The sequence below is a fragment of the Aeromonas sp. QDB20 genome (assembly GCF_027707805.1).
In the GTDB taxonomy this organism is placed as follows: Bacteria; Pseudomonadota; Gammaproteobacteria; order Enterobacterales; family Aeromonadaceae; genus Aeromonas; species Aeromonas dhakensis.
Genome location: NZ_JAPCJC010000011.1, coordinates 18,627 through 41,207 on the forward strand (window position 1 = coordinate 18,627; position 22,581 = coordinate 41,207).

21 protein-coding genes are annotated in these 22,581 nt (G+C 60.4%); 9 read left to right on the forward strand and 12 right to left on the reverse strand.

The genetic code is table 11. The annotated features are described in order from the left end of the window. Nucleotides 1-33 precede the first annotated feature (33 nt). Both PG897_RS13940 and PG897_RS13945 read right to left on the reverse strand, forming a co-directional pair. Entirely contained in the window at nucleotides 34-1,614 is a 1,581-nt protein-coding gene (locus PG897_RS13940; RefSeq protein ID WP_043170713.1) for an ABC transporter ATP-binding protein, read from the reverse strand. A gap of 83 nt (nucleotides 1,615-1,697) precedes the next feature. After that, on the reverse strand, nucleotides 1,698-2,696 hold the full coding sequence (locus tag PG897_RS13945; RefSeq protein ID WP_024943029.1) for a BMP family lipoprotein: 999 nt from the start codon (nucleotides 2,694-2,696) through the stop codon (nucleotides 1,698-1,700). Nucleotides 2,697-3,128: 432 nt separating this feature from the next. On the opposite strand from PG897_RS13945, the gene uvrD reads away from it, so the two are divergent. The 4 genes from uvrD to PG897_RS13965 all read left to right on the forward strand — a co-directional run bounded on the left by uvrD (nucleotide 3,129) and on the right by PG897_RS13965 (nucleotide 7,521). Further along, nucleotides 3,129-5,300, forward strand: a complete 2,172-nt coding sequence (gene uvrD / locus PG897_RS13950) for a DNA helicase II (protein ID WP_201883041.1) — start codon at nucleotides 3,129-3,131, stop codon at nucleotides 5,298-5,300. 95 nt (nucleotides 5,301-5,395) lie between these two features. Continuing rightward, a complete protein-coding gene (locus tag PG897_RS13955) occupies nucleotides 5,396-5,854 on the forward strand; it encodes a hypothetical protein (protein ID WP_270829124.1) in 459 nt (152 codons plus the stop codon). Nucleotides 5,855-6,127: 273 nt separating this feature from the next. Next, the gene (locus tag PG897_RS13960; RefSeq protein WP_270829125.1) at nucleotides 6,128-6,940 is read left to right on the forward strand and encodes a DUF7946 domain-containing protein; all 813 of its coding nucleotides are present in this window, start codon (nucleotides 6,128-6,130) and stop codon (nucleotides 6,938-6,940) included. 8 nt (nucleotides 6,941-6,948) lie between these two features. Continuing rightward, nucleotides 6,949-7,521, forward strand: a complete 573-nt coding sequence (locus PG897_RS13965) for a hypothetical protein (RefSeq protein WP_080760895.1) — start codon at nucleotides 6,949-6,951, stop codon at nucleotides 7,519-7,521. Between the two features lie 201 nt (nucleotides 7,522-7,722). Here PG897_RS13965 and PG897_RS13970 read toward each other — a convergent pair whose 3' ends face one another. The 4 genes from PG897_RS13970 to ydfZ form a co-directional block, all read right to left on the reverse strand. After that, nucleotides 7,723-8,253, reverse strand: coding sequence for an REP-associated tyrosine transposase (locus PG897_RS13970; RefSeq protein WP_043170715.1), 531 nt, complete (start codon nucleotides 8,251-8,253; stop codon nucleotides 7,723-7,725). Between the two features lie 198 nt (nucleotides 8,254-8,451). Further along, nucleotides 8,452-9,345, reverse strand: coding sequence for a LysR family transcriptional regulator (locus tag PG897_RS13975; protein WP_043170716.1), 894 nt, complete (start codon nucleotides 9,343-9,345; stop codon nucleotides 8,452-8,454). Nucleotides 9,346-9,493: 148 nt separating this feature from the next. After that, complete coding sequence (locus PG897_RS13980; protein WP_201883116.1) at nucleotides 9,494-10,279, reverse strand: hypothetical protein; 786 nt, start codon at nucleotides 10,277-10,279, stop codon at nucleotides 9,494-9,496. 280 nt (nucleotides 10,280-10,559) lie between these two features. Then, complete coding sequence (gene ydfZ / locus PG897_RS13985) at nucleotides 10,560-10,757, reverse strand: putative selenium delivery protein YdfZ (protein WP_042050281.1); 198 nt, start codon at nucleotides 10,755-10,757, stop codon at nucleotides 10,560-10,562. 262 nt (nucleotides 10,758-11,019) lie between these two features. On the opposite strand from ydfZ, the gene PG897_RS13990 reads away from it, so the two are divergent. Further along, a complete protein-coding gene (locus tag PG897_RS13990) occupies nucleotides 11,020-11,520 on the forward strand; it encodes a DUF1993 domain-containing protein (protein WP_017778633.1) in 501 nt (166 codons plus the stop codon). Nucleotides 11,521-11,707: 187 nt separating this feature from the next. Next, nucleotides 11,708-12,373 carry a hypothetical protein gene (locus PG897_RS13995; protein ID WP_333563746.1) on the forward strand — a complete coding sequence of 222 codons (666 nt, stop codon included), beginning with the start codon at nucleotides 11,708-11,710 and terminating at the stop codon, nucleotides 12,371-12,373. 79 nt (nucleotides 12,374-12,452) lie between these two features. On the opposite strand, the gene PG897_RS14000 is transcribed toward PG897_RS13995, so the two are convergent. The 4 genes from PG897_RS14000 to PG897_RS14015 form a co-directional block, all read right to left on the reverse strand. Further along, entirely contained in the window at nucleotides 12,453-12,902 is a 450-nt protein-coding gene (locus PG897_RS14000; protein ID WP_005307686.1) for an SRPBCC family protein, read from the reverse strand. A gap of 78 nt (nucleotides 12,903-12,980) precedes the next feature. Beyond that, the gene (locus PG897_RS14005; RefSeq protein WP_117405644.1) at nucleotides 12,981-13,493 is read right to left on the reverse strand and encodes a cupin domain-containing protein; all 513 of its coding nucleotides are present in this window, start codon (nucleotides 13,491-13,493) and stop codon (nucleotides 12,981-12,983) included. A 124-nt stretch (nucleotides 13,494-13,617) separates the two neighbouring features. Continuing rightward, a complete protein-coding gene (locus PG897_RS14010) occupies nucleotides 13,618-13,980 on the reverse strand; it encodes a cystatin family protein (protein WP_201883114.1) in 363 nt (120 codons plus the stop codon). Between the two features lie 103 nt (nucleotides 13,981-14,083). Beyond that, complete coding sequence (locus PG897_RS14015) at nucleotides 14,084-14,740, reverse strand: DUF3313 domain-containing protein (RefSeq protein ID WP_017788679.1); 657 nt, start codon at nucleotides 14,738-14,740, stop codon at nucleotides 14,084-14,086. 270 nt (nucleotides 14,741-15,010) lie between these two features. On the opposite strand from PG897_RS14015, the gene PG897_RS14020 reads away from it, so the two are divergent. Then, nucleotides 15,011-15,685, forward strand: coding sequence for a chromophore lyase CpcT/CpeT (locus PG897_RS14020; protein ID WP_201883112.1), 675 nt, complete (start codon nucleotides 15,011-15,013; stop codon nucleotides 15,683-15,685). A gap of 9 nt (nucleotides 15,686-15,694) precedes the next feature. Here PG897_RS14020 and PG897_RS14025 read toward each other — a convergent pair whose 3' ends face one another. Beyond that, nucleotides 15,695-16,579: a LysR family transcriptional regulator gene (locus tag PG897_RS14025; protein WP_201883110.1), complete on the reverse strand. Its 885-nt coding sequence runs from the start codon at nucleotides 16,577-16,579 to the stop codon at nucleotides 15,695-15,697. Nucleotides 16,580-16,680: 101 nt separating this feature from the next. Here PG897_RS14025 and PG897_RS14030 point away from each other — a divergent pair, with 101 nt between their 5' ends. After that, entirely contained in the window at nucleotides 16,681-17,301 is a 621-nt protein-coding gene (locus PG897_RS14030; protein WP_005307702.1) for a LysE family translocator, read from the forward strand. Between the two features lie 96 nt (nucleotides 17,302-17,397). Here the strand turns inward: PG897_RS14030 and PG897_RS14035 are convergent, their stop codons facing one another. Continuing rightward, nucleotides 17,398-18,507, reverse strand: a complete 1,110-nt coding sequence (locus PG897_RS14035) for a YeeE/YedE thiosulfate transporter family protein (protein WP_201883108.1) — start codon at nucleotides 18,505-18,507, stop codon at nucleotides 17,398-17,400. Between the two features lie 1,233 nt (nucleotides 18,508-19,740). On the opposite strand from PG897_RS14035, the gene mgtA reads away from it, so the two are divergent. Next, nucleotides 19,741-22,503, forward strand: a complete 2,763-nt coding sequence (mgtA, locus tag PG897_RS14040) for a magnesium-translocating P-type ATPase (RefSeq protein ID WP_201882228.1) — start codon at nucleotides 19,741-19,743, stop codon at nucleotides 22,501-22,503. Nucleotides 22,504-22,581: the final 78 nt, after the last annotated feature.

Sequence of the window (22,581 nt, forward strand, 5' to 3'; positions counted from 1 at the left end):
GCAGACCGAATCCGTTACAAGTGGATGTGACCTTCATGATGTGGCTCCTTGTGATTGGCTGGCCGCCACCTCGTCAGGAACTATGTTCGCCATCATCAGACCTATGGTGCGCTCATCCGCCTTGGCTGCATCCAGCTCACCGACGATGCGACCGTCGGCGATGACCAGGATGCGGTCAGAGAGGCTCATGATCTCGTCCAGCTCCACCGACACCAGCAACACCGCCTTGCCCTTGTCGCGCATGGCAATGATCTGCTGGTGGATGTACTCGATGGCGCCGATGTCGACCCCGCGGGTCGGCTGGCCGATCAGCAGCACGTCCGGGTCCTGCTCCACTTCCCGGGCGATCACCAGCTTCTGCTGGTTGCCGCCGGAGAAGTTGGCGGTCTTGTGCTCGGGATGGGGCGGGCGCACGTCCCACTTGTCCATCTTGGCCTGGCAATCCTGCAGGATCGCCTCCTTGTTCTGCAGCCAGCCCTTGTTGTACTGGGGGCGGCGGTGATAACCGAGGATGAAGGCTTCTTTCGCCTCGAAGCGGTTGATGAGACCCATCTTGTGTCTGTCTTCCGGCACGTGGCCGAGACCGAAGTTGCGCACCCGCTCCGGGTCGGCCGGGTGGCTCACGCTCACCTCGTGGGCCTGACCGTTGCCGGTGATGGTGAAGCTGCCTTTGCTCGGCTTGAGGATGCCACCGAGCAGGCTGAGCAGTTCGGACTGGCCGTTGCCGGAGACGCCGGCGATGCCGACCACTTCACCGGCTCGCACCTCGAAGCTGACGGATTTGACCCGCTCCACCTTGGCGTCGTCCACATAGCTGAGGCCATTGACCTTGAGCTTGGCGTCGCCTGGCTGGGTCGGCCCCTTGTCGACCTTGAGGCGCACCTTGCGGCCCACCATGAGTTCGGCCAGCTGCTCCTTGTCGGTATCCTTGGTGGCGACGTGGGCTACCATTTCACCCCGGCGCATAATGGAGACCTGATCCGTGATGGCCAGGATCTCGCGCAGCTTGTGGGTGATGAGGATGATGGTGGCGCCCTGATCGCGCAGCTTCTTGAGCACCTCGAACAGGTGATCCGCCTCTTGCGGGGTCAGTACCCCGGTCGGCTCGTCCAGGATCAGGATGCGGGCGCCACGATAGAGCGCCTTGAGGATCTCGACCCGCTGTTGCAGGCCCACCGGCAGATCCTCGACCTTCTCGTGCAGCGGCACTTCGAGACCATAGTCCCGTGCCAGCTCGCCCAGCAGTTTTTCGGCCGCCGCCAGGCTCTGGCCCAGGTGCCAGCCGTTTTCCGCGCCGAGAATGACGTTTTCTAACACTGTAAAATTGTTCACCAGCATAAAGTGCTGGTGCACCATGCCCACGCCTGCGGCGATCGCATCTTGTGAGCCATGGGGTTTGAAGGGGTTGCCGTCGATGAACATCTCGCCTTTGTCGGCGTGGTAGAAACCGTAGATTATGCTCATCAGGGTCGACTTGCCGGCGCCATTTTCGCCGACGATACCGTGAATGCTGCCTTTACGAACCTTAAGGTCGATCTGCTTGTTGGCGTACACTTCGCCAAACCGCTTATCGATACCCCTTAATTCGATGGCATAGCGATCTGTCTGGTCCATGATGCAGTCCTTGCGGGTCATGAAAAGAGACTAAAAACCGGCCCGTGCGGGCCGGTCGTTGGGTTGAGAGTAGTAGCGGTTACTCAGTATTTGCAGGTGCTGTCGCTCATATAGTCGTGCACCTTGACCTTGCCGGAGATGATCTCGGCCTTGATGGCCTCCACCTTGGCTTTCATCTCGGGGGTGATCAGCTTCTCGTTGTCTTTGTCGAGTGCCCAATCCACACCACCCTCGGCCAGACCCAGGTTCTTGATACCCGGTTTCCAGGTGCCTTTGGCGGCGTCATCCCAGGTCTGGTAGGCGGCCAGGCCCACCGACTTGACCATGGAGGTCAGCATGGTGCCCGGTTGCAGGTGGTTCTGGTTGGAGTCCACGCCGATGGCCAGCTTGCCTTCGTCCTTGGCGGCCTGGTAAACACCGATGCCGGTACCGCCGGCGGCGGCATAGACCACGTCGGCGCCCTTGGCGAACTGGGACTTGGCCAGTTCCGCACCCTTGGCCGGGTCCGCAAACGCTGCCGGGGTGGAGCCGGTCATGTTCTGGAACACCTCGATCTTCGGATTGACGTACTTGGCGCCCTGCTCGTAGCCGCACTCGAATTTGCGGATCAGCGGGATGTCCATGCCGCCCACGAAGCCGACCTTGCCGCTCTTGGAGGCGATGGCAGCCAGGGCGCCCACCAGGAAGGAACCTTCATGCTCCTTGAAGATGACGGACTGGACGTTCGGCTTGTCGACCACCATGTCGATGATGGTGAACTGGGTTTTCGGAAACTCGGTCGCCACCTTCTCTACCGCGGAACCCATGTTGAAGCCGACGGCCACGATCGGGCCATTGCCACGGCTGGCCAGACGACGCAGACCCTGCTCGCGCTGGGCTTCGTTCTGGGGTTCGAACTCCTTGACCTTGACGCCTTTGTCCTTGTTGTAGACTTCGACGCCATTGCGGAACACGGCTTCGTTGAACGATTTGTCGAATTTGCCTGCGGTGTCGTAGATGACGGCGGGCTGGGAGGCTGCCTGGGCAGAAAGGGCAGCGAGAGTGAGGGCGGCAACGGTGGCCAGCTTGAGCACTTTAGTCACGATCGTATCCTTGATTGTTATGTGAGGGTCCACAACCTGCCGGGGCAGGCCATAAAGCACGCCGGCTAACTGTAAGTGAGCCGTGGTACGGGTCAAGGAGATCATAAAGGAAAAACGTTTGCGTTAACGGTTTGAAATATAAGCAAATGACTTTATAAGTTGTTGTTTTGATGCCTGTTTTTAGATTTAAATTCTGTGAATAATTGGTTCCAAATGACATTTCTGTTTGTATTCATGAGGTTATAAGCAAGCGTTTTCCTGAAATCGGCCAAAAAGTGGCTTCCAATGGTGCCAACTGATGGATTTTTCTAGGTTGGAACGCCTCGGCCGGGGTGACAAGAAACCGGGCCATGGTGATCACCCCTACGCCGATTTGGTCTGCGGCGCCGCAGGTCGTATAATCCCCGCCTGTATAAATAAACAGGAGTGGTGATGGACGTTTCAACCCTGCTCGACGGGCTCAATGACAAGCAAAGAGACGCGGTGGCGGCCCCCCGTTGCAACCTGCTGGTACTGGCCGGTGCCGGTTCGGGCAAGACCCGGGTGCTGGTGCACCGTATCGCCTGGCTGATGCAGGTGGAACGCTGTTCACCCTTCTCCATCATCGCGGTGACCTTTACCAACAAGGCGGCGGCCGAGATGCGCGGCCGGGTCGAGAAGGTGATAGGCGACGGTGTGCGCGGCATGTGGATCGGCACCTTCCACGGCATCGCCCACCGCCTGCTGCGGGCCCACCATCTGGATTCGGGGCTGCCGCAGGATTTCCAGATCCTCGACTCCGACGACCAGTACCGTCTCATTCGCCGGGTGCTCAAGGCGCTCAACCTCGACGAGAAGCACTGGGCCCCCCGCGCCGTGATGGGTTACATCAACGGCAAGAAGGACGAGGGGCTGCGCCCCGGCGACATCGACCTCTACGGCGACCCTGTCACCCGCACCTATCAGCAGATCTACAAGACCTATCAGGAGACCTGCGATCGCTCCGGTCTGGTGGACTTCGCCGAGCTGCTGCTGCGCGCCCACGAGCTGTGGCTCAACAAGCCCCACATCCTCGAGCACTACCGCGATCGCTTCCAGAACATCCTGGTGGACGAGTTCCAGGATACCAACGGCATCCAGTACGCCTGGCTGCGGATGCTGGCCGGCGACACCGGCAAGGTGATGATCGTCGGTGACGATGACCAGTCCATCTACGGCTGGCGCGGCGCCAAGATCGAGAATATCCAGCGCTTCCTGACCGACTATCAGGGGGCCGAGACCATTCGCCTCGAGCAGAACTACCGCTCCACCGCCAATATCCTCAAGGCTGCCAACAGCGTCATCGCCAACAACGCCGAGCGCCTCGGTAAGGAGCTGTGGACCGAGGGGGCCGAGGGCGAGCCGATCTCGCTCTACGCCGCCTTCAACGAGGTGGACGAGGCCCGCTTCGTGGTCGGCCGTCTCAAGGACTGGAAAGAGAAGGGGGGTCTGCTCGCCGACTGCGCCATCCTCTATCGCTCCAACGCCCAGTCACGGGTGCTGGAAGAGGCGCTGATGCAGGACGCCATGCCGTACCGCATCTACGGCGGCCTGCGCTTCTTCGAGCGCCAGGAGATCAAGGACGCCATGGCCTACCTGCGCCTTATCAACAACCGTGGCGACGACGCCAGCTTCGAGCGGGTGGTCAACACGCCGACCCGCGGCATCGGCGATCGCACCCTGGAGATCTTGCGCAATAACGCTCGCGATCAGGGGCAGAACCTGTGGCAATCGGCCAAGGCACTGCTCAATGACAAGGTGCTGACCGGTCGCGCCGGCAATGCGGTGCGCGGCTTTGTCGAGCTGATCGACGCGCTGGAGGAACAGGTCTCCCTGTTGCCCCTGCACCAGCAGGCGGATATCGCCATCCAGCACTCCGGCCTCAAGGCGATGTATCTGGCGGAAAAAGGCGAGAAATCCCAGGCGCGGGTAGAGAACCTGGACGAACTGGTCACCGCCTGCCGCCAGTACCAGCGCCCGGACGAGCTGGAAGACATGAGCGATCTCTCCGCCTTCCTCGCCCACGCGGCGCTGGAATCCGGTGAGAATCAGGCGGACGAATATGCCGACGCGGTGCAGCTGATGACGCTGCACAGCGCCAAGGGGCTGGAGTTCCCCCTGGTACTGCTGGTCGGTGTCGAGGAGGGCATGTTCCCCAGCCAGCAATCCACCGAGGAGTCGGGCCGGCTGGAAGAGGAGCGGCGCCTCTGTTACGTCGGCATGACCCGCGCCATGGAAAAGCTCTACATCTGTTATGCCGAGAGCCGCCGCATCTACGGCCGCGAGATGTTCCACAAGCCGAGCCGCTTTATCCGCGAAATGCCCGCCGAGTGTCTGGAAGAGATCCGGCTGCGCACTCAGGTCAGCCGCCCCACCCAGTACGGTCGCTTCAGCCAGAACGAGGTGCAGCAGAGCTTCGACGCCAGCGGCATCAAGCTCGGCCAGCGGGTGCTGCATCCAAAATTTGGCGAAGGGGTCGTGCTCAACTTCGAAGGGGTCGGCCAGCAGAGCCGGGTGCAGATCCAGTTCGACGACGTCGGCGCCAAGTGGCTGGTGACGGCCTACGCCAGATTGGAAGCGCTCTAATCCCCTCACCCTGACCCTCTCCCAACGGGAGAGGGGATCATCCCCGAGATAGCCTTGGTCTCCTTCTCCCATGGCGGGAGAGGGGGCCTGTTCCCGTGATCGTCTTCGCTCCCTTCTCCCCTTGTGGGAGAAGGGTTGGGGATGAGGGGTTCGGAAATGGCTTTGGATCTTGGCACGGCTGGCGCCGTGCAGGACGCGAGGGCTGTGCCCTCGACAGGGATTCGCCCGCCCTTCGGGCTGGGGCGAGTAACTTTTCTTTGCGTGGCCAAAGAAAAGTCACCAAAAGGAAGACCACCTGTGCTTTTTGGGACAGCACATACAGCCGCTTTAGTCAGAACGAAGTGCGGCAGAGCCAGGAGCAGATCCAGTTCGACGACGTCGGCGCCAAGTGGCTGGTGGCGGCGTATGCCCGCCTTGAGGCGCAGAGCTCCCGCCATAAAGAGCAAAAGGAGCCGTTGGCTCCTTTTTTGTTTATCGAAGCTTGGCTTGGAAACGAAGAGAGCGAGACTTTCGGCGTCAAGGGGCCGGTAAACGCCAATGTCAGATTGGAATAGCTCTTATTTCAATTGCCCCTGACCTCACTAACCCTGCTTTAGATCGGGCTTCATCCATCATTCCAATACAACTACAGGTCAGACAGAATGTCTGGAGCGTTGGAAATTTATTTTCTATTCACACCAAATCTCTTTAGAAGAGGATGATGCATCGCCCAATGACTTTAAAATATGTGACCGGCTTATCAAATAGAATTAGTAATGTATGCATTATAGACGAGGAATATTTATGTTAGTTGATTCATATGTGTGTAAATGTTGGAGAAACTTCAGGTGTCCGAGAAAGATTTAAGTTTTACTCTTAGAATTGAGGGTGGTGATGCTGATGAAGGTATCCTAGATATCTATGACGCGGCCAATACAATGTATGGCTTAGCAAGAGCAACAAACCTTGTGTCTCATGCGTTCAGTAATAATGACGAGGTTAAAAAGAAAGGCGATTCTGCTATTGGTGTAAAAATATTCATTCATCCCTCTCGGAAAGGATGTTTTGAAGAACAAGTTAAAATTGTTTTTTCATCTACGGTCACACAAAAAATAGGTCATTCAGTAATAAATAAAAATTTTTTTGATTACTTAACTTGGTGCTGGTCGGAAGCTGTAGGAATTTCCTATACACCGAGCACTCCATTCGTAAAAAAGATATGTTCGAATAAGAAAAAAGAAGGTTTTATACATGATATAGCATTTACTCTTGAAAAACCTTTTATATATATGCAGAAGACTATTAAAAATAATCCAGATGCAAAAATATATATTGAAAGACCAATGGTTGGTGATATTTTATCTTTGGATAGCGCCACATTCAATTATGTGTCTGAAACAATAGTCGAATCAAGAAAATTCAACATCATTGGGAATGTAACTACATTTAATATCCTTAGTGACTTTGGACGGATGTATTCCGACCAAGATAAAAAATTAATATCATTCAATTTGTCTGAACCTAAAGATAGAATTCGAGATCTTGCGACAAAATCCATGAATGACTTTACGAAAAGGCTACCAGGAAAAGTGGTTTTTACCGTTAGTAAAGTTACAAATAAAAGTGGTATTTTAAGACGCTATATTGTTCATGATGTGTAGCCAGTATAATGAAAAAAGAAATTTTATATTGTCTTTTTAATACTACGGACTACTGCTATTCACTTTCTGAGTGGGGTGTTATATGGCAGTCAGTAGGGGTCTTTGCATCAATAGCAATTGGACTCGTTGGCTTCTACAAAATATATCTTGAGCTCAAGGAGTTGAACCGGCAGAGAGCAAAGCAATTAAAAGATGATGAAGATACAGCTAAGTTAACTAGAACAGAGTTTTTCCTCCGGCAACATCGTCGACTATTTGATGATTTTGATCTTTCTCAAGTAATGAACTTGATTGACTCTGATGATATTCGACTTAGAAATGAGAAACTATGGGATAGCAAGAGGAAATTATTAGTTTTTTTCGAAGAAGTGGCACTCTTAGTGTATTCAGGACAATTAAATAAAGAGGTGGCATTTTATATGTTTGGATATTATGTCAGATGTGCCGTACATGGAGAAAATTTCGCTATAGGTATCGAACCATCCCGTGAACATTGGGGTTTATTATATAGATTTGTTGATGACCTTGAAGAACATTTATTAATGCATTCAGAAGACCCACCTAAGAACTTGAACTTATAAATACGTAAGGGCGGTATGACGCGTTATTGAACGAAAATATGGGGCACCCACCTTTCTGACAGCGGCGTAGCTGATGAGGCTACGCCCTGTTTGTTCGGCACAGATATCAGATTACTTAACCAGGGCCGTAGGTTCGATTAGCGAAGCGTAATCGGACGATCGCGTAATCGGACGCTTACAACGGAACAATCCTTGAGAGGTTTACTCCAATCCCCCCAACACCCCCTCCACCGACCCGCACCAATCCTGCGGATAGACGCCGCTCGCCACGTAATGATGGAAGGTGGAATACGGCCAATCGGCCACCCGCGTGACATGACCATGTTTGATCGGGTTGATATGGACGTAATCCATATGGCGGCGGTAATCCTGCTCACCCCGGATCAGGTGTTCCCAATAATGGCGCTGCCAGATGCCCCGCTCCCCGTGGCGTAGCCGGGTCTGGCTGCGGCGCTCGTTCACCGGCAAGGCGCGAGAAAAGTGGCTTTTGATCAGCCGCCAACGCAGGGGGAAGTCGGTGTCCCCCTCCGGCAATGAGAGAATGCAGTGAAGATGGTCGGGCAACACCACCCAGGCGTGAATGGCGAAGGGGTGAGCCTGTTGCACCTTGGCAACGCTGTGGCGCAGCAGGTCGATCTGCTCCACCAGCAACCGGTTGTTGCGCCGCTCCAGCAGGTTGACGGTAAAGAACCAGGTTCCGCCGAGCCACCATGCCCGCCGCCAGTTTGCCATCCTCTTTCCCTTGTTGAGACCGAAAAGCCAAGCATAGCCTTGCCGCTATATACCCAATCACGCGAATGTCCGATGATGCGATCGTCCGATTCCACGAACGTCCGATTACGCTTCGCTAATCGAACCTACATGCCGCATACAGTTGGGTATCGGCGTTTCGCCCGAGAGGCAAAAAAACCAAGATCCCGCCTATCGGGCTCACCTCGGCTGAAACGCCTTGACGATAAATTCGATAAAGAGCCGCACGTTGGGGGACTGCTCCTTGTGGAAGGGGTAGACGGCGAACAGGGCGTGGGGGTCGGGTTGCCAGTCGGGAAGCAGTTTCACCAGGGTGCCGTCCGCCAGCTCGCTTGCTACGAACTCATGCGGCACCAGGATCACCCCAAGCCCTTGCACCGCCGCCTGTTTCAGGGCGATGCCGTTGTTGGCGGTGAAGCTGGCAGGGCGCACATCCACCGTCAGGCTCTCCGCGTCTCGGGTAAAGAACCACTTGTCGGGGGAGGAGGAGAGGCTGTAGCGCAGGCAGTTGTGGGCCTTGAGATCCTCCGGGTGGGCGGGCTGACCCGCCTCCTTGAGATAGTCGGGGGCGGCGCACAGCACCCGCTGCACCTGGCACAGGGGTTTGGCACGCAGGGTGGAGTCATCCAGGGCGCCTGCCCCCCGGATCACCACGTCCAGCCCCTGATCCACCAGATCCATGTAGGCGTCGCTCAGGATCACCTCGATGCCGATCGCCGGATAGCGGCGCTGGAACTCGCAGACCAGGGGGTTGAGCCGGATCAGCCCGTAGGACATGGGCATGCCGATCCTCAGCCGGCCCCTTGGGGTGAAGGAGGTAGCCATGATGGACTGGTCGGCGGCCTCCAGGCCGTCCAGCACGGCGCATATCTGGCGGTAATAGGTCATGCCGGCTTCGGTGACGCTCAGCCGCCTGGTGGTGCGGTTGATGAGGGCGATGCCGAGATAGGCTTCCAGCTCGTTGATGTTCTTGCTGACCGCCGCCTGTGAAAGGTGCAGGTCATCTGCCGCCGCCCTGAAGGTGCCCATCTCCACCACCCGGCGAAAGACGTTCAGCGCCGTGATCTTGTTCATCCTGCCCCCGATAATTCACCACTGGTAAATGATGGTGCCATCATGGCGCGGTGAATTCACCCAATCCGGTTCGCCGGGCGCCAGGAAAGAGAGATATGCAACAAGGGCGGCAGGGCCTTGACCCGACCGCCCGGTGCCGCGCGAAGGCTTATTGCACCTTGCTGGGGGCGGGGGGCAGGCTGATGCCGACATCGGCCCAGGGGTTGGTGCCGAGCAGCTGGGCGTGGGGCACGTCGGCCTGGTAGCGCATGGTGAACTCCCTGGGGCCGTGGGCGAAGGCCACCAGCAGCCCCTGTTTGGCATCCATCAGTCCGGCGTGCATGCCCAGCCCGTGATAGCTGATCCGCACGGCCTTGTCCTCCAGGCCCACCTTGTCGATCTGGAAGCGGGCGATGCTGCCGTCTTTGAGGGTAAAGCCCCAGCGGAACGGCCCGCCGCTGACCACCGTCATCACCTCGTCGATATCGGTGCCGTCTTCCGCAGAGTTGACGTGCATGCGGCCATATTTGCCGAGCACGGCGCTGCGGGTGCGCTCGTCCAGCGCCATCAGGTCATAGACCTTGGGGTAGGGGCCGACGCCTGTCTCTTCGGTGGCGACGCCACCCCCTTGCACCGCGGGCTCGCGCCCTGCGAGCCTGGCCTGCTCCAGCAGCTCCCCCTGACTCAGGTTGAAGGCTGCAATCAGGGCGCCGTGCTCCGCCCGGGTCAACGCGCGGCGGTGGGAGGCCTCCAGCAGCGGCCTGGCGGCGTCTGGGATGTCGACGGTGACCACGTTGACACCGATGGGGTTGAGCGCTTTATTGACCGCCTCGACTCCGGTCACGGCGGGGCGACCATCGCTGAACTGCACCGAGACCAGGTCACCGGCGAAGGTGTTGAAAGAGAGGGTCGAAGTTATGGTGCCGGCCAGCAAAGTAATATGGATGAGTTTCATACAAGACTCCTCGTTAAGGTTCGAGAAGCAGTCTAGGGCGGTAGAAAGTGCACTGAAATAGCATCAAATGAATATCAAAATTCACTGCTGGTAATCAATCGCATGGAGGGCTCCATCCTGTCGCCCGGATCCGCAGGGGCCAAGGTTGATTGACGCATCCTTGCTCGAACCTGCGTAGAAGCTGGGGTCACATAGGGAAGGGAGATCAGAAACCCGGCCACTGACGGGGCGCGGCGGCCGGGTGAATTGTAAAGAGTAGGGTGACAGGTAACGCGGGGTATCAGCCTAGTCTAATCAACTCGATGGGGGCGTAGCGCTCCCGGGAGTTGGCCAGCAGCACGCACTGCTGGTGCTCGGCCTGATAGGGGGTCAGGTTGTCGGTGTGGGCCTCTTTCAGTACGTCGACGGCGCCGGTGGCGGCGATCATCACCCGCTGACCCGGTGTGAGCGCATTGCGGTTTCGGTCATAGATTTTCATGGCACTCTCCTTTTGTGGTGCCCGGCGACATGCCCGGGCTGCGCGAATCAGCCTACGCCCCTGTAAAAGAGTGATGCATGTCACAGATCAAAAAAGAGCCAAAGAGGGCCTCGGCATATCGGCAGCCGCAGGGGTCGTCCAATCCTGTCGCTGGGCAACTGGCCGGGGCCGGCATTTTGCGGGGGCGGGCTCGAACAAACGGGGGGATACGCTATAGTGGATGCCGCTCGTGCAACCGCCTTCAACCAACCGAGAGCGCATTATGAATCGTGAGATCGCCGCCCAGTTTATCAAGATGCTGACCAACCTCGACCACTGTCTGGCCAAGGCCGAGGCCCATGCCGCCGCCAAGAAGTTCAACGTGGAGAACTTCTTCAATGAGCGGCTCATCGTCGACATGCTGCCGCTGGCCAAGCAGGTGCTGATCTGCTGCGACAGCGCCCGTGCCGTGGTGGCCACTGCCAGCCTGAGCGAGCCGCCGGTGCTGGGGGATGACCCCAAGACCATGGCGGATCTGCGCGCCCATGTGGCCAAGACCCTCACCTATCTGCAGAGCAAGCTGGATGCCGACTTCAGCCAGTATGCGAGCGGCCACTACACCCCCTACTGGGCCGGTGGCAAGGGAATGGACGGCCACACCTGCGTGCACGAGTACGGCATCCCCAACTTCTACTTCCACCTCACCATGACCTATGCCCTGCTGCGCCAGGCCGGGGTCGAGCTTGGCAAGGGGGATTACCTGGGCGCCATCAAGCTGCAATAAGCCGGACTCTGGTGCGAAAAAGCCTGCCCGCTGGCAGGCTTTTTTATCCGCGAACGGGGGACGAGCCGGATCTAGCGGCATGGTTGCTGGCGACGGCTCTGGGCATAAAGGCGTGGTCTTCGGCCCTCGCGCGGTTACAATCCGGCGTCAAAGTAGAAAGGGTAAGAGAAACATGAAGATCCGAGTAATGATGCTGGCGGCCTTGCTGTGCCATGGCGCCGTGCAGGCGCAGGAAAGCGTCGCCGCAAGCTGGCCCGACACCCCCGTCACCCGTCTCAAGGCGCAGGCGCTGCTGCAGACCCTCAATGCCACCCTGCTCAGCAACCCGAGCGCCACCGTCACCCTGCAGAACTGGTGCGCCGACCACCGGATGGCCGGTGAGCCGCGCATCCGCGCCCTGCGTGATCAGGATACCCGCAAACCGGCCGACGCCGCCGTCCGCGAGCAGCTCAAGATCGCGGCCGACGAGCCCGTCGGCTATCGCCGGGTACAGCTCGCCTGCGGCGATCATGTCTTCTCCGAAGCGGACAACTGGTACGTGCAAAGCCGCCTCACACCCGAGATGAACCGGCTCCTCGACACCAGCGATACCCCGTTTGGCCTGGCCGTCAAGGCGCTGAACTTCAGCCGCCGGACCCTCTCTTCCACCCTGCTGTGGGCCCCCCTGCCGACCGGTTGGGAGATGCAGATGCCCACCCTCACCAGCAGTGACCAGCCGCTGGTGATCCCCGAGCGGGTGCTGCAGCATAGGGCCATCCTCTCACGGGGGGATGGCGTGCCGTTCAGCCTGGTGGTCGAGACCTTTCGCCGCGATCTCTTCGCCTTCCCGCTGGACAAGGCCCCCGGCCGCTGAGCCCGGATGATGGTTTGGCGCACAGGCCGCCAGCAATAAAAAAAGCCTGCCGGCTGGCAGGCTTTTTCGTGGGCGTCACTCAGCCCGGCGGGATCTCCGGCTCCACCAGGGCCGCCAGCTGGGCCAGGGACTCCTGCCAGCCGAGATAGCACATCTCCACCGGGATGGCTGCGGGGATCCCCTCCTGCACGATGACGAGTTCGGTGCCGCACACCACCCCGGTCAGGATCACGGTCACGTGCATCACCCCCGGCAGGTTGGGGTCGTCGAAGCTGTCGGTGTAGCGAATGCGCTTGCCCGGTTCGAGCTCCAGGTATTCGCCGCCAAAGGCGTGGCTGTGGCCGTTGCCGAACTGGGTGAACGCCATCCGGAAGTGGCCGCCGACCCTGGCCTCCAGCTGTTCCACCTGGCAGGTGAAGCCGTGGGGTGGCAGCCATTTGGCCAGCGCATCGGCCTCGATAAAGGCCCGGTAGATCCGCATCGGCGGCGCCTTGAGCACCCGATGCAGTCGCACTGTTCCTGTCTTCATCTCTCTTCCTCGTTGCCTTGGGTCCATCAAGGATAGTCGGTTGCGTCCGCTTGCCGACCAGGGGCCGGCCGCGGCGGCCTAGAAGGGGCCGTTGCGCTCGCGCAGCTGGTCGGGCAGGCCGTCGTGATCCCCCAGCTCGCGCTCGGGTACCGTATCCCAGTGCCGCGCACCGATGAAGCGGTTGCGCTCAGGGTGCAGGGCGTAGTGGATGTGGTTGTCCGCCCGATCGGTGTCGCCCACGCAGAGCAGCCGCACCGGCTGATCGGTATTGTTGATGAAGGTATGGGCCAGCCCGTCTCCCGCCTTGAAGCCGACCGAGTCACCGGGTTGCAGCCGATGGAGCACGCCGTCGAGCCAGACATCCGGAGTGCCTTCCAGCACGTGGACGAACTCGTCCTCTGTCTCCTCGGCGTGAGGCCAGCTGGTGCGCCGGCCCGGCGGCAGCAGCTCGTGGTGAATGCCGAGACGGGCAAAGCCGTAGTGTCTGCCGAGGGCACTGCCCAGAGAGAGCGGCTCCTCGCTGCCGGAGTAGCGGCCGGGTTCGGGCTCCTGCAGCTCGCGCCAGTGCTTGATGCTGGGGTGACGGGTCATAGTGGTTCCTTTTCTATGGGGATGTGGTCACGGGAAGGGTCATCCTGACTGCCGGAGTGCGGGGAGAACAGCAGAGATTTGCTGGTCAGATGAGCCCCTCTGGCGAGGGACCCGATGGTCGCGGCTATTTGGCCTTGACGCAAGGCATGGCGGGCAGTTCCCCCTGGGCGGCCGGCCGGGCCATCTGGTAGTGGCCGGCGAGATCCCGATAGACGCGGGTATTCCACACCTCGCCGTTGTCGAGCTGGAAGGCGATGTCGTAGTTGATCCCGGAGACCACCTGGCTGCGCACCTCGAGAATGCGCTCCAGCCTGGCGGAGGTGTTCATGCGCGCCAGCACGCTGGCCAGCGCCGCTTCGGCGCCGGCGTTCGGCAACGGCTGACTCTGCCATCCGCCGGCCATGGGGGCGCACTCCTGCTGCTGTGGAGCCATGCTGCAGGCGCTCAGCAGGCCGGCAACCAGAATGGGAAACAGCGCTTTTTTCATATCTTTTTCTCCAGCCAATAAAGTAATGACCTTATCAACATTCAGGCGATAACGCAGCTGTCATGGCTCCAAAAGCCCCCCTTTTGGGAGGCGGCCGGCCCGTTCAGCGACCCAGGTTGTCGGCCAGCTGCTTGGCGCGGCCGGCGGCCCACTGGTCGATCATTTTCGCCATCTCGCCGGCGGTGATGGGGCTCTCCTTGTGGGTGGTGTCCGGGCTCTCGCGTGCATCCATCACCCGCACCAGCAGCTTGCCGCTTTGGGAGTCGAGCAGCTGGGCCATGCTGCCCACCCTGAGCAGATAGGGCTCCTTGCCGATCACCTCGCGGGTGACGTTGATGGCGATCTTGGCGGGCAGCAGATCCCGCAGCTTGGGGTCGGGCCGGGTCAGGTCGAAGTTGGTGATGGCGGCCTGCACCCGGAGCACGCCGGGGCCGGGGGCGGTGGCAATCTTGACGCCGTGGCTCATCAGCTCGCGCTGGAAGGTGGCGTGGTAGTAGCGGCCGATCTCGTTCTGCTCGTTGGCGGTCAGCAGATACCACTGGCCATTTTCCTGCCGGATAAACTGGAGCGGATCGAGCAGCACCTCATTGTATTGGCGCAGATCCACGCCGGGCTCCTTGTAGATGCGCTGGTTGGGGTTGCTTTCACTCTGCTGGAAGGCGGTCAGCGGGATCGCCTGCAGGCTGTGGGAGACCTGGTTCTTCACCGCGCAGCCACTCAGCAGAATGGCCACCATGCCCGCGATTACGGCTCTCTTCATCTCTTGCTCCTGATTGCGCTGCTTGTCCGACCCTGGCATCCGCTGCACAGGGCATGGCAAGAGAGATAACCGATTCAAAGAGCGCCCACAAGGACAGAATGCGGGGTGTTCAGGCAGGGTCCAGCCTGGCGTCGATGGCTACCCGATTGCCGGGACATGACGCTAATACGATGATTTTGCTTCGGATCGGCAATCATTTGATCAAGGTTGCGGATATTGACGCCGTTCGCTCATATAATCGCCGCCATGACACTGATTCGGAAGGATTCGATGACCAGCCTGATGACGGCCCTGTGGGGGCTGCTCTTCTCCTGCCTGGCCTGGGCGGCACCCGGCCCCTTCGTCACCACGCCCCCTGACAGCACCACCACGACGCAGCCTGCCAGCATGGAGCCGCTGCTCTCCTGGTTTACCGGCGAGTTCTCCAGCCGCGAGCAGGCCAGCTACGACAGCCGCTTTACCAGTGCCGAGCTGCGGCTGGTGGAGATCTGGCCCGGCTACAAGGGCTTTCGCTGGGTCTATGCCGAGCAGTTCCTGACCGAGCGGGCGGTGCGCCCGTTTCGCCAGCGCATCTATCGCTTCTCGCTGGTGCCCGATGGCCGCATCCTGATGGCCGAGCTGACCATGCCGCGAGCCATCGACTTTGCCGGTGCCTGGCGCCGGCCCGAACTGCTCGACTCCCTCACCCCGCAACAGCTCTCCCTGCGCCAGGGCTGCGAGATCTGGCTGACTCGCCAGCCGTCGGGGGAATACGCCGGCCACAGCAAGGTGGGCAGCTGCTCCACCAATTTCGGCGGTGCCAGCACCCTGGTGCAATACCTCTGGATCGGCCCCCACAGTGTGCGACTGCTGGATCGGGCCTATGACACCGATGCCCATCAGCGCTGGGGCAGCCCGGGGGAGGGCTATGTCTATCTGCGCCGGGTGAAGCAGCGCGGCGAGTAGGGCTGCGCCCTACAGCTGGTGGCGCAGCTCGATCAGGTAGTCGATGAGCAACCGCAGGCGCAGCGGCAGCGGCTCCCTGGCCGGGTAGAGCAGGTTGACCGGGCGCGGGGCGGGCAGCGCATCCGCCAGGATCTCCTGCAGGGTGCCGCGCGCCAGCTCCTCGCTCAGCAGGGCGCGTGGCTGCAGCAGGATGCCGGCGTGGTTGAGGGCGGCCACCTTGAGGGCGCCGCCGTGGTTGCTGATGAAGGGGCTGTCCCACAGGTGCAGCTGTTCGAGGGGAAAGGCTTCGGCCAGGCGCGACTGGCCGAGCCAGGGGCTGAATCCCAGGCAGTGGTGGCTGGCCAGATCCGCCAGCGTGAGGGGAGTGCCGTGGCGTTGCAGATAGTCTGGCGAGGCGCAAAACACCGAGCCCGTGCTGGTCAGTGGCCGGGCGATGTAGCCGGCATCCTTGGGCTGGCCGATCCGGAAGATGAGGTCGAAGCCGTCGCCGATGACGTCCACCAGCCGATCCGACAGATCCAGCTCGATGCGGATCTGCGGGTAGCGCTCCATGAAGCGGCACAGCAGCGGCGTCAGCCGGTAGCTGCCGAAGGTAACGGGTGCATTGATGCGGATCCTGCCCGCCGCCTGGCCGGTATTGGCCAGGGTGTTCTGCTCCAGCTCCCGGTAGTGTTGCAGCAGGCTCTGGCAGCCGGCGAGGTATTCCTGGCCCGCCTCGGTCAGGCTCTGGCAACGGGTGTTGCGATTGAGCAGGCGGGAGCCGACTCTGGCCTCCAGCCACTTGATGTACTTGCCGATCATGGCCGGCGTCATCGCGAAGCGCTCCGACACGGCGGCGAAACTGCCCGCGCGGGCAACCTCGACGAAGATCTCGATGGCGGTCAAGCGGTCCACTCTAAACTCCTGGTTTATAAAGCCCGGCGCCACTATGTCTGGCTGGCGTCGCGGCTGTCAATATACTGGGCGGCAGCCAATCCACGCTGGAATCTCTCTCGATGACGCTCGACTATTACGCCCTCTATCTGCTGCTCGCCATCGGCACAGTGCTGAGCCCGGGGCCCGCCGTGATCTACACCATAGGCAACACCCTGACCCGGGGTGCTCGCCATGCCATCGCCGGCTTTTGCGGGGTGGCGGTGGGCATCCTGCTGGTGGCGAGCCTGGCCTCGCTGGCGGTGCTCTGGTTCACCCGCTGGCTGGCCGCGGGCCAGCAGATCCTCACCCTGGGCGGTGCGCTCTACCTGCTCTATCTGGGGCTCAACTCCTGGCGCCAGCGGGCGGTGAGCCCGGTGCCGGGGGCCGGGCCGGATCGGGATTGCCGTCGCAGCTTCATCAAAGGGGCGCTCATCAGCCTGCTCAACCCCAAGGCGATCATCTTCTTCACCAGCCTGTTCCCCCAGTTCATCGACTTTCAACACGGGGCGCTGGGTCAGTGCATGCTGCTGGCGGTCACCTTCAGCGCCGTGGTGCTGGTGGTGCATGGCGGCTACTGCTTGGTGTTCCACTGGGTAGGGGCGCAAGGCTATGGCGAACGCTTCGCCAGGGGGATCAACCGGCTGTCGGCGGTGATGTTCACCGGTTTTGCCCTGTTGCTGTTGTTTAAAGGACTGAGATAGAGAAGAGGGGGTTGGGGGGCTGCGTGGGATCGGCGCACCGGCGTGGAAGGGGAATAGTGGCGGGATGGCGTTTAACCGCGCCATCCCGTTGTTTTATCAGAGCTTGAACAGCGGGCGCAGGCGGATGCCGATCAGGCTGCCGGCGAGGGCCATCAGCATCCAGACCCAGCCGTGCAGGCTGCCCGATGCCGTGCCGTCGAAGAAGCCGCCAAGGTTGCAGGCGCTGTACATGGCGCCCATCCCCATCAGCAGGCCGCCGAGGATGGAGGCCAGGCTGTTGCCGAGCCGCATCGGGGCGAATTGGCCGCCACCGCTGATGCAGCGCGCCAGCATGGCCCCCAGGATCCCCAGCCAGAACATGCCGACCATGGGGTTGATGAAGAGCGGCTGGGCCAGCTTGGGGTGCCCCTCGAACAGACCGAACAGGGAGGCACCGCGCAGCGCCATGTCATAGACGGCGCCTGTGATGGTCCAGGCAGAGCCGTGCAGGGCGACCACGGACGAGTTGAGCAGAGCTATGATGATGCCGCCGGTCAGCACGGTGAAGCGGCCATCGCGCCAGAACAGGTTGCCGCCGCTGAAGAGGGGCTTGAGCTCACCGGTGCGCTTGAGTTCGCTCTTGCGAAACAGCAGGAACAGCGCGGCGACCAGCGCCAGGTTGAGCAGCATACCGCTCCAGATATTGCCGGTCAGGTCTTTTGCCAGCACCACATGGCTGGAGAAGGTGGTCTCCAGCTCGGGGCGGAACTGGTTGCTGATGAGGGTGCCGATGCCGTAGCAGAGCAGCACCAGCCAGAAGCGGGGTTGCCCCTCGCCGCAGCAGTAGAGGGTGCCGGTGGCGCAGACGCCCGCCAGCTGCATGCCGATGCCGAACAGGAAGGCGCCGACGATGAAGGGAATGCCGATGGCCATCACGTTGCCCACCATGGCATCGCCAAACAGGGCGTGGCTAAAGGAGAGGAAGCAGGTGAACAGCAGAATTTCGATGGCGATGGTGAGCAGGTGAATCCGCACGTAGTAGCTGTTGCGCTTAGTCAGCATCTCGCGCCAACCGAACACGATGCCGAAGCGGCTGAAGGAGAGGGTGAAGCCGAAGCCGAATCCGATCAGGGCCATCAGAGCCCATTTCATACCAAAGGTGTTGCCGAGCCAGAGTAACGCTCCCCCCGCGATTGCCACGATGGGGAGCGACCATTTTCGATTCATGCCTGTTGTTTCCTGTGCGTCATGGATGGAAGCCGTGCATCCTATTCCCACATTGAGTCCGATTCCAGCCCGGATCCGGTGGATGGCCGGAAAATTCGGGCAAAACCCCATCCAGATCAATTAACCCTGCGTTGCAGAGCGAAATGAGGATGAATCCGTTTTCGCGCAATAATTAATATCTCTGCCATCCTTAATTGGAATTTGATGACGAAAGATGAATTTATATTTTGCGCCACCCCATATTTCTGGGTAGAATCTTGGCGTGTTATCAACAGGTGGAAGGATATTATGGACAGCGACAGTTGTAGCCGATTGCACAGCGCGATGTGGGCTAATCAGAACTGAGGTTGATATCCCTTCTTCTCCCTCACTCTGATCGCTCAGAGTGTGGCATCTAGCGAGTCATCCCGACTCTTGCAACCCAGTCCCGCCGGGACCTGCGTTGCTCCCCGGATTGTTCCACTCCCTCTGCGAGCCATGCCGCCTCGCGCCCCAGCAATTGCACGCCTTGTCACGTGAGCCCTTGGTAATGGGTACGTGTCTGCCCGTCATGGCCGCTCGAAGGTTTCTTCGTGAGCATGGTCAGCCAGGCTGGCGTGAAATAACAGGATGAACCGTGTGTATTGAAAACAATATTGTTTTCGATAGGGCGGGTTGCGAATTTAAATAATGAAAGTTTCTGTCATATATATTTCAAAATATGCCTTGGCGATTTTGAAATATATTCATGGGGTGCGGTTGTTTCCCTGCTTAACCGGCCCATGAGCCGCCGCTCGTTATTGTTCGACCATCATGCCGTTATGGTTGCTTGCCGTTATCCAGATCTTCTTTTGTGCAATGAGTCGCCGTCGTCGCGATTCATGCCCTGTCGATAATGCGCGCCGCGCGGATTTGCCCGCCGGTGATGACCAGCCGTGCCCTCGAGATGTCGGGCCGGCTTGCTGCAGCCCAACTCGGAGGAACCGCCATGACCGAAGAGCCCAAACCTAGACCCTCGGGGTCCACGCCAGCCCACTCCTGATCCCTGCGGGACGGGATGCGGTGTCCTGACCCCTGATCCGACCTAACCATGCCGGTTGGCACGACGGCAGACATGTGTCTGACGGGCCGCCCTGCGCGCGGCGATTGACCGTGCCGGCATTGTGTTGGGTTCACAGCCTTCGATTTCAGTACTGACGCCAGGCCCGGCCCGCGACAGCGCCCGCCTGCGCGTAAAAATCAGGATAAAGAGTCATGAAGCAACAACATACCGCCAGCCGGCACAAGCAGAGAGGGTTCGTCGCCCCGGGCAGCCAGAAGGAGAAGCTCTCCTCCCGGGTGCTCGACGAGGCCGACAAATCCCTCGAGTACACCCTCACTGCCGTGCGCGGCAACATCGACGGCCTCACCGCGACCGAGGCCGCCAACCGCCTGATCCAGTTTGGTCCCAACGAGGTGACCCACGACAAGCCGCCCCACGCGCTGATCCAGCTGCTGCAGGCGTTCAAGAACCCTTTCGTGATGGTGCTGATCGTGCTCGGGCTGGTCAGCTACGTGATGGACGTGCTGATGGCCGAGCCGGGCGACGAGGACTGGGTCAAGGTGATCATCCTCGGCGTCATGGTGGGGCTGAGCGGCTTGCTGCGCTTCTGGCAGGAGTACCGCTCCGCCAAGGCGGCAGAGGCGCTCAAGTCGCTGGTGCGCAACACCGCCACCGTGCAGCGTCGCCCCTCGCCGGGAGTCGCCCCCCAGCGCAAGGAGGTAGCGATGACCGAGCTGGTGGCTGGTGACATAGTGCACCTGCAGGCGGGAGACATGATCCCGGCCGACATCAAGCTGATCGAATCGCGCGATCTCTTCATCAGCCAGGCGGTGCTGACCGGCGAAGCGCTGCCGGTGGAGAAGTACGACACCCTGGGCGCCGTGGCCGGCAAATCGGCGGACGGTACCGGCGCAGGGGAGGCAGGATTGCTCGATCTGCCCAACATCTGCTTCATGGGCACCAACGTGGTGAGCGGTACCGCCCGCGCCGTGGTGGTGGCCACCGGCAGCGACACCTATTTCGGTTCGCTGGCCCGCAACGTGGTGAGCCACAAGCGCATCGAGACCAGCTTCGATCGCGGCGTGAACAGCGTCACCAGGCTGCTGATCCGCTTCATGCTGGTGATGGTGCCCATCGTCTTTATGCTGAGCGGGGTCAGCAGCGGCGACTGGATGTCGGCGCTCACCTTCGCGCTGGCGGTGGCGGTGGGGCTCACCCCCGAGATGCTGCCGATGATCGTCTCCGCCAACCTGGCGCGCGGCGCGGTGGCCATGGCCAAGCGCAAGGTGGTGGTGAAGCGGCTCAACTCGGTGCAGAACTTCGGCGCCATGGATGTGCTCTGCACCGACAAGACCGGCACCCTGACCCAGGACAAGATCATCCTCGAGCACCACTACGATGTGCGCGGCAACCGGGACGACCGGATCCTGCAGCTGGCCTGGCTCAACAGCTTTCACCAGAGCGGCATGAAGAACCTGATGGACATCGCGGTGGTCGAGCACGCCGATGCGCTGGGGGAGAGCTGCAAGCCGGCCAACTACCGCAAGGTGGACGAGCTGCCGTTCGACTTCGTGCGCCGCCGCTTGTCAGTCATTGTGCAGGACGATCTGGGCCAGCAGCTGATGGTCTCCAAGGGGGCGGTGGAAGAGATGCTGGCCGTTTCCAGCGAGATCGCCGATGGCCAGGAGGTTAGGGAGCTGACCGACGCGGATCGCCGCGCTCTGCTGCGCCAGAGCGAGGAGTTCAACGCCGAGGGCTATCGGGTGCTGATCGTGGCGACCCGCGAGATCCCGGCTGACGAGTGCAAGCAGAGCTATCAGACCCGCGACGAGGCCAAACTGGTGGTGCGCGGCTTCCTCACCTTCTTCGATCCGCCCAAGGACTCGGCCGCACCGGCCATCCGTGCGCTGAACGAGTACGGGGTGGCGGTCAAGGTGCTGACCGGCGACAACCCCATCATCACCAGCAAGGTGTGCCGTGATGTGGGGCTGGCGCCCGGCGTGCCGCTGCTCGGCAAGGATATCGAGGGGATGGACGACGTGGCGCTGTGCGAGGCGGTCAAGCAGACCACCATCTTCGCCAAGCTGACCCCGTTGCAGAAGTCGCGGGTGGTGAAGGCGCTGCAGGCCAACGGCAACACCGTCGGTTTCCTCGGTGACGGCATCAACGATGCGCCGGCGCTGCGGGATGCAGACGTGGGGATCTCGGTGGACAGCGGTGCCGACATCGCCAAGGAGACCGCCGACATCATCCTGCTGGAGAAGAGCCTGATGGTGCTGGAGGAGGGGGTGATCAAGGGGCGCGAGACCTTTGGCAACATCTTGAAGTACCTCAACATGACCGCCAGCTCCAACTTCGGCAACGTATTCTCGGTGCTGGTGGCCTCCGCCTGGCTGCCCTGGGCGCCAATGCTGGCGATGCAGATGCTGATCCAGAACCTGGTGTACGACGTCTCCCAGATGCTGCTGCCGTGGGACAAGATGGACCCCGAGTTCCTCAAGCGCCCGCGCAAGTGGGAGGCGAGCAACATCAAGCGTTTCATGCTGTGGCTCGGCCCGACCTCCTCGGTGTTCGACATCAGCACCTACTGCCTGATGTGGTTCGTGTTCGGCGCCGGCGCCCTCTATGCCACCGCCAACGGCAGCATGGATCCGCTGGTCAACGGTCAGGCCATCATGAACTCAGGCTGGTTCATCGAGGGGCTGGTGTCGCAGACCCTAGTGGTGCATATGCTGCGTACCCGCAAGATCCCCTTCCTGCAGAGTACCGCTACCCTGCCGGTGCTGCTCTCCACCTCGATCGCCATCGCCATCGGCTGCTACCTGCCGTTCTCGCCGCTGGCTGAGCACTTCGGCTTCATCACTCTGGATGGGCCCAAGTACTTCATGTGGCTGGTGATCACCATGCTGGCCTACATGGGGCTGACCCAGACCGTCAAGACCCTCTACATCAAGCGCCACGGTCAGTGGTTCTGATGAAGGGTGAGTGAGAGGGCCGGTTACCCGGCCAGGAGCAATGAACGCAAAGAGGGATGGCCCGGGCCATCCCTCTTT

Excerpts from the sequence above, each read along its gene's own strand:
- PG897_RS13940 (WP_043170713.1), bottom strand. The coding sequence starts at position 1,614 with ATGGACCAGACAGATCGCTATGCCATCGAATTAAGGGGTATCGATAAG.
- uvrD (WP_201883041.1), top strand. The coding sequence starts at position 3,129 with ATGGACGTTTCAACCCTGCTCGACGGGCTCAATGACAAGCAAAGAGAC.
- PG897_RS13965 (WP_080760895.1), top strand. The coding sequence starts at position 6,949 with ATGAAAAAAGAAATTTTATATTGTCTTTTTAATACTACGGACTACTGC.
- PG897_RS13970 (WP_043170715.1), bottom strand. The coding sequence starts at position 8,253 with ATGGCAAACTGGCGGCGGGCATGGTGGCTCGGCGGAACCTGGTTCTTT.
- PG897_RS13975 (WP_043170716.1), bottom strand. The coding sequence starts at position 9,345 with ATGAACAAGATCACGGCGCTGAACGTCTTTCGCCGGGTGGTGGAGATG.
- PG897_RS13980 (WP_201883116.1), bottom strand. The coding sequence starts at position 10,279 with ATGAAACTCATCCATATTACTTTGCTGGCCGGCACCATAACTTCGACC.
- ydfZ (WP_042050281.1), bottom strand. The coding sequence starts at position 10,757 with ATGAAAATCTATGACCGAAACCGCAATGCGCTCACACCGGGTCAGCGG.
- PG897_RS13990 (WP_017778633.1), top strand. The coding sequence starts at position 11,020 with ATGAATCGTGAGATCGCCGCCCAGTTTATCAAGATGCTGACCAACCTC.
- PG897_RS13995 (WP_333563746.1), top strand. The coding sequence starts at position 11,708 with ATGATGCTGGCGGCCTTGCTGTGCCATGGCGCCGTGCAGGCGCAGGAA.
- PG897_RS14000 (WP_005307686.1), bottom strand. The coding sequence starts at position 12,902 with ATGAAGACAGGAACAGTGCGACTGCATCGGGTGCTCAAGGCGCCGCCG.
- PG897_RS14005 (WP_117405644.1), bottom strand. The coding sequence starts at position 13,493 with ATGACCCGTCACCCCAGCATCAAGCACTGGCGCGAGCTGCAGGAGCCC.
- PG897_RS14010 (WP_201883114.1), bottom strand. The coding sequence starts at position 13,980 with ATGAAAAAAGCGCTGTTTCCCATTCTGGTTGCCGGCCTGCTGAGCGCC.
- PG897_RS14015 (WP_017788679.1), bottom strand. The coding sequence starts at position 14,740 with ATGAAGAGAGCCGTAATCGCGGGCATGGTGGCCATTCTGCTGAGTGGC.
- PG897_RS14020 (WP_201883112.1), top strand. The coding sequence starts at position 15,011 with ATGACCAGCCTGATGACGGCCCTGTGGGGGCTGCTCTTCTCCTGCCTG.
- PG897_RS14030 (WP_005307702.1), top strand. The coding sequence starts at position 16,681 with ATGACGCTCGACTATTACGCCCTCTATCTGCTGCTCGCCATCGGCACA.
- PG897_RS14035 (WP_201883108.1), bottom strand. The coding sequence starts at position 18,507 with ATGAATCGAAAATGGTCGCTCCCCATCGTGGCAATCGCGGGGGGAGCG.
- mgtA (WP_201882228.1), top strand. The coding sequence starts at position 19,741 with ATGAAGCAACAACATACCGCCAGCCGGCACAAGCAGAGAGGGTTCGTC.